At 43.0% G+C, this 11,973-nt stretch carries 9 protein-coding genes; 3 read left to right on the plus strand and 6 right to left on the minus strand.

Going from position 1 to position 11,973, the window contains the following annotated elements:
* The first annotated feature begins 431 nt into the window (after positions 1-431).
* Positions 432-1,850, plus strand: coding sequence for a pentapeptide repeat-containing protein (locus tag MAS10914_RS0109175; RefSeq protein ID WP_026082437.1), 1,419 nt, complete (start codon positions 432-434; stop codon positions 1,848-1,850).
* Positions 1,851-2,176: 326 nt separating this feature from the next.
* On the opposite strand, the gene MAS10914_RS0109180 is transcribed toward MAS10914_RS0109175, so the two are convergent.
* The 5 genes from MAS10914_RS0109180 to MAS10914_RS35455 form a co-directional block, all read right to left on the minus strand.
* Complete coding sequence (locus MAS10914_RS0109180) at positions 2,177-2,980, minus strand: hypothetical protein (protein WP_033365762.1); 804 nt, start codon at positions 2,978-2,980, stop codon at positions 2,177-2,179.
* Positions 2,981-3,257: 277 nt separating this feature from the next.
* Positions 3,258-4,475: a M20 family metallopeptidase gene (locus tag MAS10914_RS0109185; RefSeq protein WP_017315634.1), complete on the minus strand. Its 1,218-nt coding sequence runs from the start codon at positions 4,473-4,475 to the stop codon at positions 3,258-3,260.
* A gap of 98 nt (positions 4,476-4,573) precedes the next feature.
* Positions 4,574-5,257, minus strand: coding sequence for a dethiobiotin synthase (gene bioD / locus MAS10914_RS0109190; RefSeq protein WP_026082438.1), 684 nt, complete (start codon positions 5,255-5,257; stop codon positions 4,574-4,576).
* Between the two features lie 131 nt (positions 5,258-5,388).
* A complete protein-coding gene (locus MAS10914_RS0109195) occupies positions 5,389-7,152 on the minus strand; it encodes a serine/threonine-protein kinase (RefSeq protein ID WP_026082439.1) in 1,764 nt (587 codons plus the stop codon).
* Positions 7,153-7,194: 42 nt separating this feature from the next.
* Complete coding sequence (locus MAS10914_RS35455) at positions 7,195-7,356, minus strand: hypothetical protein (protein ID WP_232224136.1); 162 nt, start codon at positions 7,354-7,356, stop codon at positions 7,195-7,197.
* A gap of 716 nt (positions 7,357-8,072) precedes the next feature.
* Between MAS10914_RS35455 and MAS10914_RS0109200 the strand changes: the two genes are divergently transcribed.
* Positions 8,073-9,089, plus strand: coding sequence for a ribose-phosphate pyrophosphokinase (locus MAS10914_RS0109200; RefSeq protein WP_017315637.1), 1,017 nt, complete (start codon positions 8,073-8,075; stop codon positions 9,087-9,089).
* Between the two features lie 176 nt (positions 9,090-9,265).
* Complete coding sequence (locus MAS10914_RS0109205; RefSeq protein WP_084786336.1) at positions 9,266-9,841, plus strand: Uma2 family endonuclease; 576 nt, start codon at positions 9,266-9,268, stop codon at positions 9,839-9,841.
* Between the two features lie 343 nt (positions 9,842-10,184).
* On the opposite strand, the gene MAS10914_RS0109215 is transcribed toward MAS10914_RS0109205, so the two are convergent.
* Positions 10,185-11,348, minus strand: a complete 1,164-nt coding sequence (locus MAS10914_RS0109215; protein WP_017315640.1) for a substrate-binding domain-containing protein — start codon at positions 11,346-11,348, stop codon at positions 10,185-10,187.
* Positions 11,349-11,973: the final 625 nt, after the last annotated feature.

Below are 11,973 nucleotides of genomic sequence, written 5' to 3' on the forward strand. Positions count from 1 at the left end.
TTTAGAGGAGCTACAGAGCAAGCGACTAGCAAAAAGTTCCAACAGAAAAATCATTTTGAGTTACACAAATGTCAGGGAGCAAATTTTAGTAATGGCAACCAACAATAAACAATTCTTTATCAAGCTAACCTAAGCACAACAGACATACATGGAACCCACTAGTATAAAAAAAACTCAGAGAAGCTAGCGTCTATGGGACATATGCTAAAGGATTCAAACATTTGGAATCACAGTACATATAATCAAATTTGGGTGATATCTAATGATAAGCAAGTTTGGAGTCTAAGAGCACATCCCCAACCGGGTCATACGGTAGAGCAACAGCAGCATCTGCCGAGCTAGCGGCAGATATTGAAATTTTGAGACAAATGCTATACTCTTTTTCCCTATAATCTGCGTAAAAATTCTGTGTTTTGAGGAATACAACTACTATGTCTGCTAGGAAGACAGACGTACTTAGAAATGGGTTGATAGTGATAACAGCGATGTTTACGCTATCACCAACGGTAATGTTCTTAACATTTTCCCAAATGGAGGGGTTGTCCAATCAACAAAAAATAGAAAATAGAACTCAAGCATTATCAACAACTGCCACCCTTTTCTTAGGATTGGCAGTGATGATTAATGCATACGTAGCAGCGAAACAAGTGGAAGCCAGTCAAAAAAGTGCGATGGCACGGAGTGCCCGCCTTTTGGCGATCGCAGCCGAAAAAAGCAATGAGATAGAAACAAAGAATACCCAGCTAGCCGAAGAACGGCTGATTGCAGAACGCTTTATGACGGCAATTACCCAGCTTGGGCATGAAAGTGTTGCGACACGGACAGGTGCAATTTATGCCTTAGAAAGAGTTGCTCAGGATTGTCCCAAAGAATACTGGACAATCATGGAAATCTTGACGGCTTTTGTGCGAGAGAATCCTGCAAGTAAGCTGCAAGAGGAAGAAATTGGAGAGACACCAACAGTCATTCGTACAGATATTCAAGCAGCCCTGAGTGTCATCGCTAGGCGAAATCCGGAAAAAGACCAACCAAATCAGAAAATTAATTTACGGTATGCCGATATTAAGGGGGCAGACCTACATAAAGCAAACCTGCAACAAGCAGACCTACAGGGAGCTAATCTATGTGAAGCAGACCTACGGGGAGCTGATTTGCGTAAGGCTAATTTAGATGGTGCTAAACTCTCTGGCTCAATCCTCTATGAGGCCAACTTGCAATCAACTAACTTAACTGAAGCTAACCTCTGTGGGGCAAACCTCAATCGCGCTTCGGTTTGTGAGGCAAATTTGCGTTCTGCCAATCTTACAGGAGCAAGTCTACGTGGAGCTAATCTACAGGGAGCTAACTTATATAAAGCCAATTTGCAATGGTCAAATTTAAAAGGTGCTAACTTACAAGAGGCAAAGCTGTTTTTAGCTAATTTGCAAGGAGCAAAGCTAGGTAAAGCCAATTTGCACCTTGCAGGTTTGATTGGAGCCAATTTGCAACAAGCAAACCTCAATGGAGCCAATTTGCAACAAGCAAACCTCAATGCAGCCAAACTACAACAGACAGAGGTGTTTTTTGCCAACTTTTCTGAAGCAAGCCTTAGAGAAGCTGACTTATGTGGAGCAAATTTGATGGGAACCAACCTGCAAATGGCAATTCTTCATGAAGCTAACCTTTGTGGAGCAAATCTTATGGGAGCCAATCTCAGTGCAACTAATCTAAGTGATGTCAAACTTGAAGGAGCAATCCTGACAGGTGTGAAAAACTTGGAACCGCATCAGATTACACTTGCTCTAGGCGATGATACAACTCGTTTGCCAGATCATGTGGAACTCCCAACACATTGGACACGAATTGGTTAACGTCGAGCAACTTGGAAGCTTAATCATCTATCACTAAATTTTTTGCATTTTATATGCAAACAGGGTGCTTCCCTCAATGAAATGATATCCTAGATAAAATTTTGAATGACTTACTTGGCTCAAGTCATTCGTGGTAACTCACCAACGTCATAAAACGAAATTGTAACTTTTCTGTTAAGAAAACTATTTAGTTAGGCTTTTATATTTAGACCTAGTAGAGCTTTTCACAAATTCCTAGCGTTTTGGTTTGTAGTAAGTGCTTTAGCACTAAACTCATTTGTTTTCTACTTGCTTATGTACGTATACATTTGCCATTGGCAATAATATTACATCGAACCCATGACAACACCCCAAAAATAATCCTCGAATGGTTCCTCATCCAGGTCAATATGATATTTTCTCGCCCAAGAGTAGACATCTAAGCTGATGCGTCCCCTTTCTTTGTCTAACCAATCACCCCCTTGAATCGAAATATTTCCAAGTAAGGTAATCCAGTGATTAGGGTAAGGTAAAAGGGGTTTGTTGCCAGTGCCTAGTAAACCTGCGGCGGTAATCAAAGCGAAAACCACACCACCAGAGGCAATAACTGCTGCAGCTTCATTCAAAACCTCGACTTCGCCGTATATGTAAGTTGGGATGTGCTTTACTTTACGGTAACCTAGTACTTCCTGTGTCCAGCCTTTCATCTCCCACGATTTGGTCATACCTGCCAAATTTCTTAGTATATCCGGACCATCTGCTTCAACAGAAAAAAGTAGGTTTTCTGAGTCCCGTAGTGTTGCCAAAATCATCCAATCGGCTTGACCCATTCGTAGTCTACCTCGGCTTTGACGCAACCTATACAATGCTTCAATGCGTCTGGTTTGCCCTTGAAAACTAGCAGTTTCAAACAAACTACGGCAAATTTGCACGTAGCGCAGCGGCTGTTTACGAATTAGCTCAAATAAAATCGATGCAGGACCGCAAAATGGTTGTTGACCTTGGTTGACTTGAAAGGGGTCATTCAGCCGTATTTTCATCTCCGCCAGCACTTGGTTTTTATCTAAACTTGACCAAACACTCTTGGCGTTCGATTTCTCAAAGTCTGCTAGTGCAGAAGCGACAGATGGATCTAATCTTGGGGAATTCATGTATTGAGTAGATGGGTAGACATAAAAGTAAGTGGTGGAGGTTACGAATTGCTTATAGTTGACAGTTGACATTTTACTGTTCACATTGAACTGTGAACTATAAGCTATTAGCCCTCTTGTATCATGTTCGGAAAATTACCCATAATAAAACTTTTGTGTAGTCAGTCTTTAGTCCTTGCCCTATTGGAAGAGGGGTAAAGCCGTCACTACAAATTTATTAAGGTTGTTTAACCAGACACAATATTACCCGCTATTTCTTTATACCCATCTACCTTGATTAATTACAGAATTTTTCCACGCAACGGACAAACATCTCCACACCCATTGGCAAGACGGTTTCATCAAAATCAAACCGGGGATGATGGTGGGGATACGCCAAACCTTTCTCAGGGTTAGCAGAACCGAGAAAGAAATAGCAACCAGGAACCTCTTGCAAGAAGTAAGACATATCCTCGCCGCCCATTGTTTGGCATTCAGGAACAACGCCCATAGGGGTTTCTATCACTTCTTGGGCAACTGATCGCACAAGTTCGGCTATGGTAGCATCATTGATGACTGGTGGGTAAAGTGACCAGTGTTGCAAGTCATAGTTAGCACCATGGCTCTGGCAAATGCCCGCAATAATTTGCTCAAGGCGCTGCTTAAAAAAGCCTTCATATGCTACATTAAAATACCTTACAGTGCCACTCATCCTAGCTGTATCTGCAATCACATTGTTCTTGCTTCCTGCATGGAGTTCGCCCACTGTCACCACTGCCGAATCAAGAGGATTGACGTTGCGAGCGACTATAGTTTGTAAGGCATTGACGATTTGGGCAGCAACTACGACTGAATCAACTGTTTGATGGGGCATAGCACCGTGTCCGCCTTTGCCCAAAATTGTGCATTTAAAGGTTTCTACAGCTGCCATCAATGCACCAGCGCGGACACCTAGTGTCCCCAAAGGCAGATTATTCCAAAGGTGCAAACCGATAATCGCGTCAACATCAGGGTTTTTCAACACCCCAGCTTCGATCATCGGTTTTGCGCCTCCTGGTCCTTCTTCTGCTGGCTGGAAGATAATTTTAACAGTGCCAGCAAAAGTATCCCGGTTCTGGTGGAGATAGTATGCTGTCCCTAGGGCGATCGCTGTATGTCCATCATGTCCGCAGGCGTGCATCACCCCATCGTGTTGCGAGCGATAGGACACCTCGTTGAGTTCTTGAATTGGCAAAGCATCCATATCCGCTCGAATCGCTAACACTTTTTGAGTGCTGAGGTTATTACCCCCAATGGTGGCTACAATGCCAGTTTGAGCAATGCCAGTTTGATGCTCGATACCCCATTCCTGCAACTTCTGCGAGACAAACTCGGCGGTTAGTTTTTCTTGGAAACCCAATTCTGGTTTTTGATGCAAGCGTCGCCGCCACTCCACAAGCTGTGGTTGCAGTGAGCGGATGGGGAGTCGCACGCGAGATAAATCAACAGAAGCGGGGTTTGGGAATGTAGAAACCATGTTTTACATTTTTTAATTTCAAATGACAGCTGAGTATTTTTATTTTTACGCTTTAAACTTTTGCCAAAGGTATTTTTAGTCTCACTCTTCACACCTTTTCAAGCATCTAGCAATCGTTCTAAATCTAAACTTGATGCGACTTGTGCCATTTTATCTAAATCAGTTGGGTTATCCAGATACGGTAAGCAACCTAAAACTGGAGTGTGAGTTAGTGATTGTATCAACTCTATTGGCGTCCACTCAGCAATTTCTGCATCTGTTCGAGGTTGAACGCAGTTGAGAATAATCCCTTTTAAATACACTCGTGATTGTTGTGCTAATGCCACATTAGCCACTGCTTGAGCTATTGCACCCAATCTGACTGGTACAACTAATACCGTGGGTAATCGCCATTCTCCCGCCAAGTCAGCCACTGTCAGTTCATCGGTTACTGGCGAACCTAATCCTCCTAAAGCTTCCACTAACAAAAAATCACGGCGCTGACGTAGATCTGTAAAAGTTCGCCACACTTTTGCTAAATCTATGGTTTTGTTTTCCCTTGCTGCGGCAATGGGAGGGGCTAGGGGTGCTTGAAAATATAAAGGTGTCAGTTCTTCAAGAGATTGGTCTAAGGAAAATAGCTTTTGATACCACTCGCAGTCGCCCTCTCCCGATTGCATCAGTTTCATAATTCCCCAGCTGCGGGAAGAAGAGTAATATTTCTGCCAGTAGGCTGCCAATGCTGTTGTTAAAACAGTTTTGCCAACCTCTGTATCAGTTCCTGAAATCAGTAGTGCGTTCAATAGCTTATCAGTCATTAGTCATTAGTCATTAGTAGGCCATAACTAATTTCTAACAGTTACTATCATAAATCGCTGACAATTCCATCTTATAGAAATTTAGCATAATTTTAATGCAAAAATTGCATCAAATTCTACAGTCTTGACGGCAAACCTGTTTCACCAGAAACATTGGGTGTTTCACTAGTAGGGGGGTTATTTTGTTGCTCTACAGGAGGAACTGTGGACGGCTGTTCTGTGGGTGTAGGTGTGGGAGAAATCTCTGTGGGTGTGGGTGTGGGAGAAATCTCTGTGGGTGTGGGTGAAGGTAAGATGTCTGTGGGTGTGGGTGTGGGAGAGATATCTGTGGGTGTGGGTGAAGGTAAGATGTCTGTGGGTGTGGGCGAAGGTGTCGGTGTAACTGGGTTTTCTAATCCAACATTAAGACTGTAATTACTTTGGGGAAGCCCTGGGACTGGACGTACCTGAATGGTATATTTACCAGTAAAAGGCAATGTTCCTTGATAGAATGAAAACAATGCAGCAGCATTGTCAATTGGTTCTTGATTAGGACCCAAAACTGATACCAAAACACTGCCTTCTTGAGCAAGCAATACAGTTAACTGTTGCCCTTCTTCACCAGAAAAGGTATACTGAACTGTTTGATTCGCTTTGATAGTACTCTCAACGTTAGCAGTGTTAGACGTTCCAAAATTTAGGCGCTGACTGTATACAACAGGTTCATTATTGGTAGCTGTAGATGTAGGTGTAGATGTAGGTGTTAACGGAGTTCCACCAGGAATAACAGGTGACGGGAAAGTTTGTGGAGCTGTTGCTGTTTCTGGTGTTGCTTGTGAGCGCGTGCGGATCGATCTTACCAGCGCCCAAGAACCGACGCCTGCTACAATAATAACAACAATGGTAATTGCTCCGACTGCCAAAGGATTATCTAAAACTGAACGGTTTCCCTGTTGTGGAATGACTGGGTTGGGTTTATTGGGGGCAGATGGTTGTACCCCCTCAGGGCGGCGACCAACGGCAACTGTTTGTACATTGGACACATTAGGGGTTGGAACTTTCGGTTGTTGCGGTCTTTGTAAGACTTGTAATACATCAGAAGCATTTTGGTAGCGATCGCGCACTTTTTGACTTAACATGCGATTCAGCACAGAGGCAAATTGTGGATTGACCGTTACCAAGCGTTGCCAATTCCACGCCAGTTGATGTTCATCAAATAAATCTTGAGGTTCTTTCCCAGTCAGCAAGACGATTGCTGTGACAGCTAATGCATACAAGTCACTGCTTGGATATGCTCGACCTGTCTGGATTTGCTCACTTGGGGCATAACCATATTTTCCTACAGTGGTTGCAGGCGTTGTGTTATCTGAATTCAATTTCGTTGCCAGTTCTTTGACCACCCCAAAGTCGATTAAGACTGGTAGGCTATCTGTGTCTCGCAGAATCATATTATCCGGTGCAATATCCCGGTGAATAATTCCTCGACTATGAATATGCTCCAAAACTGGTAATAAGGAGCACATAAGTTGCAACACTTCTTGTTCTGTAAACGCACCACCAGTGGCTTTGCGCTCATCAAGTAAAGTCCGATAAGTTTTTCCTATAACATAGTCTTGCACTAAAAACAAGCGCTGGTCTTGTTCAAATCTCTCCCGAAATTGAGGCACTTGTGGGTGTTGAATTTGATACAAAATTGCTGCTTCTCGCTGAAAAAGTTCTTTTGCCTTCTCCCAAGCGTAACCCCCCGTTGCTGTTGGAATTAATTCCTTGATTGCACAAAGTTCGTTAAAACGTCTGTGATCTTCCGCCAGATAGGTTCTGCCAAATCCCCCCTGACCCAGAATTTGAGTGACCCGGTAGCGGTTTTGCAAGATAGTGCCAGATGTAATCGGTGGTTGCATCATAGATGAATTGAGTGTGTTAGCAAGACTAGGACGACTTCACTATGATACGGATAGTTTCCAGACACACAGCAGATAGGCTCTCTTTTGACAGCCGTCACCCTTCGGGTATGTCCTCTGCCTATGGCTTGCGCCACGGCTAACGCCGAACGGCACGCCTGCGGCGTTAGCGTAAGCGCCTCCCAAATGAGGCACGTCTTGCATTTTGAATACTGAATTCTGAAGATTGAATTCTTCTTCAAAAAATCTAGAAATCCATTAACAATTTCTCAGTTTGCAGTCAGAACTAGTATCATTGAATATTCAGCTGCCCTTGTTGGAAATGATTTTGAGTATTTATACTTCGTCATCATTAAATTCAACAGTAACTTAAGCTGTGACCAAGAAAGAATCATCCGTCAGAATATGCCCTCCGGGCAGGCTGCGCGTTAACGCAGTTCCGACCTAGGAGGCAAAGAACTCAGAATGTTAAACGCGTTTTCTGCGTGGCTTTATTAAGAGTTCTGGTTCTGTGAGAACTGGTTCCAAGCAAGCGAATTGATTCGTGGAAAAAAAGAAGTTTTCCTCGTTCAAATCAAGCGGATTCCATCCGTGGGGATATTCTGATTACTGAGTTCTGTGTTCTGTGTTCTTCTTAAAGCAATACATTCGGTGGTTAAAGGGGAGATTCTGCCAAGCATACATCCAATTGAGTTAGATTTTTTCAACTCTATCTAAAAAATCTAAATGATGGATATGGTTTACAGACTTAATGTCAGTTAAGCTATCAATTGTTTGTATCTGCAAGGGCTGGAGAATAACCAGAATGTAGTTTTATGGAGGTATATTTAAAGTTTTTATCAAAGCTTCAAAAAAGCTCACAGATATTTTTTCAGACTATTTTAGGTTAAAACTGTCAAATCTCTGATGTTAAGATTGCCATGAATGCACATCGAGGATCTGCTGTGCTCAGTTCTGCAACTTTAAAAGTGCAGCCGACTACAACAGGAATATCTGAAAATAACCGCCTGCGGCTGTTCTCTGGCTCTGCCAATGTACCACTATCCCAAGAAGTCGCTCGTTACCTGGGCATGGATTTGGGACCAATGATTCGCAAACGATTTGCGGATGGAGAACTATATATTCAAATCCAAGAATCAATCCGGGGCTGTGATGTTTATTTAATCCAGCCCTGTTGTCGTCCGGTGAATGACCATTTGATGGAATTGCTGATTATGATCGATGCCTGTCGGCGTGCTTCTGCACGGCAGGTGACAGCAGTCCTTCCCTATTATGGTTATGCTCGAGCGGATCGCAAAACCGCAGGAAGAGAGTCAATAACTGCCAAGCTGGTTGCAAATCTCCTTACAGAAGCAGGTGCCAACCGTATTCTCGCAATGGATTTGCACTCTTCTCAGATTCAAGGCTATTTCGATCTACCGTTAGATCACGTTTACGGTTCTCCAGTTTTGCTCGATTATCTAGCAAGCAAACAACTGCCTGACCTGGTCGTGGTTTCCCCAGATGTCGGCGGTGTTGCACGAGCTAGGGCATTTGCGAAAAAGCTCAATGATGCGCCACTGGCAATTATAGATAAACGCCGTCAGGCTCACAACGTTGCCGAAGTTTTAAATGTCATCGGCGATGTCAAAGACAAAACGGCAGTGCTGGTAGATGACATGATAGACACGGCTGGAACCATCACTGCGGGAGCAAAACTCTTGCGTGACGAAGGCGCGCGTCAGGTTTATGCCTGTGCGACTCACGCGGTGTTTTCTCCACCGGCAATTGAGCGATTATCAAGTGGGGTGTTTGAGGAAGTGATTGTCACAAATACAATTCCCATCGCAGAAAGTGAGCGCTTTCCACAGTTAGTGGTGCTGTCAGTGGCTAATCTGCTTGGGGAAACCATCTGGCGGATTCACGAAGATAGCTCTGTCAGTAGTATGTTCCGCTAGCGAAGGCAAAACAGTGATCACAATTACAATTGTGCATCAAGTGTGAAGGCTGAAGGATGAAATTTTTCAAACTTCATCCTTCATTTTTTAAGGTGTGGCATTCGTGAGGAAGGGGGACTGACTAATAACTAATCACTAAAATTAAACTATCCATCCAGTTTTGCTATGGCATTGTCATGAACAGCAAAAAAACAATGGTGCAATCTTTCTATACTGTCACCGATGAAGAACTTATGCTGATGAGTTCGCAAAACCCAGAACTGCGATTTGAACGTAATGCTGATGGAACGTTAGAAACTATGCCACCAACAGGGGGAATTTCTGGTAATCGAGAAGCAAAAGCAGTTGCTTATCTCCTGACTTGGGTAGAAAGTCAGGATTTAGGTGAAGTTTTCAGTCCAAGCACAGGTTTTAGATTACCAAATACTGCGGTGCGATCGCCTGATGCAGCTTTTGTGGCTAAAGGACGTTTACCTAAAGGTTGGGATCAGCAAGAAGACAGGTTTATCAACTTAGCACCCGACTTTGTGATTGAGATTCGTTCTAAAAACGATAGCTTGGAAAAACTCAAGGCAAAGATGGAAGAATATATAACCAATGGTGTCAAGTTGGCATGGTTAATCGACCGTCAAAATCAGCAAGCTTTGGTTTATCGTAGCGATGCTTCAATAACCCAGTATCCAGCTACGGCAATTTTAAGTGGTGAAGATGTTATCCCAGGGTTTACTTTACCGTTGAAAAGGATATTGTAGAGGCAAGATGGCTTTACACGTAATTTTTGTAAGCTTTGGGGGGTTGCTAGGTGTTTGCCAAAGAAGTTGGTAAGTTGGCTTTGGCTGTCAAACTCAACACCGTAGCTAATGTCAGCAATGGTGAAGTTCGAGCCGTCGCTCAACTATAGCGCTTCTCACTTGAATGAAGTACAAATTTATCTGTGTGCATCTGTGTGCATCTGTGGTTCATTATTTCTTTGTGTACCTTACCCAATTGCAAACCGCTATAGAAAATTTGGGTGAGGCGCTGTTGAATTTCTCCTCAAATGCGATTTCATCACTTGGTTGCAGTCTCTTCGAGCATGAGCTTGAAACCCAAGCTTTAGCGAATCGGTACAAACCCAGCGAGATCTACTAATTTTTGCCCCTCATTACTCAAAAGCATATTGGCATAAGCAACCCCAGCCTGTTCGTCGAGTTTACCATCCCGTTTAATGATGACAAACAGCCGTCTAGTAATTGGGTAAGAGTCATCTGCAAAAGCAGTTTCATTAATAGCTGTGCAAGCGTGATCAGCACAGGGAGACACAAAAACTGAATTAGCTTCCTTTGCCAAAGGGAGAACACGAATCGTCTTTTGATTAACTAATTGTGAAGCTGTAGCATAACCGATACCACCAGGTGTTGTCGCAACCTTTTTGAGAGAGTCGGTAGTGTCTCGTACTTGCTGCACAGATGCTCCAAATGGTTTTTCTTCCAAAACTTTTTCATATAAGAAATCCACTGTACCACCATACTTCAGGTTACGGCTGAAAGGAGCGATAGGGACATCGGAACCACCCACTTCCTTCCAGTTCGTAATTTTTCCAGTGAATATATCCCGCGCCTGAGTCAAAGTAATACCTTTCAAACCTTGAGCTATCACCTGAGGATGGACATAAAAGGCAATTCCATCAATAGCAACAGGTACTTGTTCAAGTTTAAAATTCCGCTTTTGAGCTTTTTCAAACTCCTCGTCTTTTACAGATCGTGATGACTGGGAAAAACTTAGCTGACCTTCAAGTAGCATGGACATACCGTTACCAGATCCTGGCTCTCCTGTTAGCGGCTCAGTATAGCGCAACTGAAATCCAGGATAAGCTAGATTAATAGCCACAAGCAAAGTTGTACTCCGCAGCGGAGCAAAAGTTGTAGATCCACCGTAGTTGAATGTTCCTTGTGGAACATTAGGTACATCAGCTATTGTGCGGTAGGTGGTTAAAGCAACACCTGAAACCGGGGGATGAATAGAAGAAGATGTCTCTGGCGAATAGTAAGGAGTGCTGCTAGATGTATTTTGAAGAGTATCTGATGAGATTGCCGACAGTGTGGGCTTCAACAAAAAATAGCTTCCAGCTAAAGCCACCAACGGAAACCACACCCACACTATAAAACGAATGCTGTTGCGTCGTAATTTTTGACCGCAGTAACCACATTTGTTTGCAGTTAGGAGGTTTAGGGTTCCACAATTACGACATTTTTTGACATTGTTATACCCGCTTTCCATAACACCCTTATATAATTTGATAGTTATTGGTTTTGTCGGAGTTATTTGCGGACGTTTGCTGTGTATTTTTCAATCATTCTTCTCAAGAAGCTTTATATCTCCGGGCGTATTCCCCAACAGCTTCTGGATGTTTAATAATTGAATACACGTCACCATAACAGGGGGTTCGGAATTCCCCTCAAGGATGAATCATTGCCCACAGTTGTTAACATTTTGATTTCCGACCCCTATCAAAGAGGACTTGTACTTAGTCAAAAATTTACTGAGGCAGATCTTTGGCAATGCAAGTTGTTGACAATGACTCACCAAACATCTGGAATTCTGCCGTAGTAGGACTACCACGACAAGAGCAAGTCTTGGTTATCATAAATCACCTATCTTCCCCTAATGGGTCAGGACTCAAACTTTTACTAATTTAGTAGTAGAGAACTGCCTTACGTTTAGCACAGATTATCTTTGCTAAACCGTCGGTGTTTTATATTTTACTCCTGCTAAAGTAACAAAATAGGGACAACTATAAAGGTTTATTTCTACTAAACATTTATTGATACATAGAATTTAAGCACTCTACTTATTAACCATAATGTGCATCAAGAAATTTGGTCATTTCAGGCGCTGTTGCACA

The sequence above is a fragment of the Mastigocladopsis repens PCC 10914 genome, from assembly GCF_000315565.1.
In the GTDB taxonomy this organism is placed as follows: Bacteria; Cyanobacteriota; Cyanobacteriia; order Cyanobacteriales; family Nostocaceae; genus Mastigocladopsis; species Mastigocladopsis repens.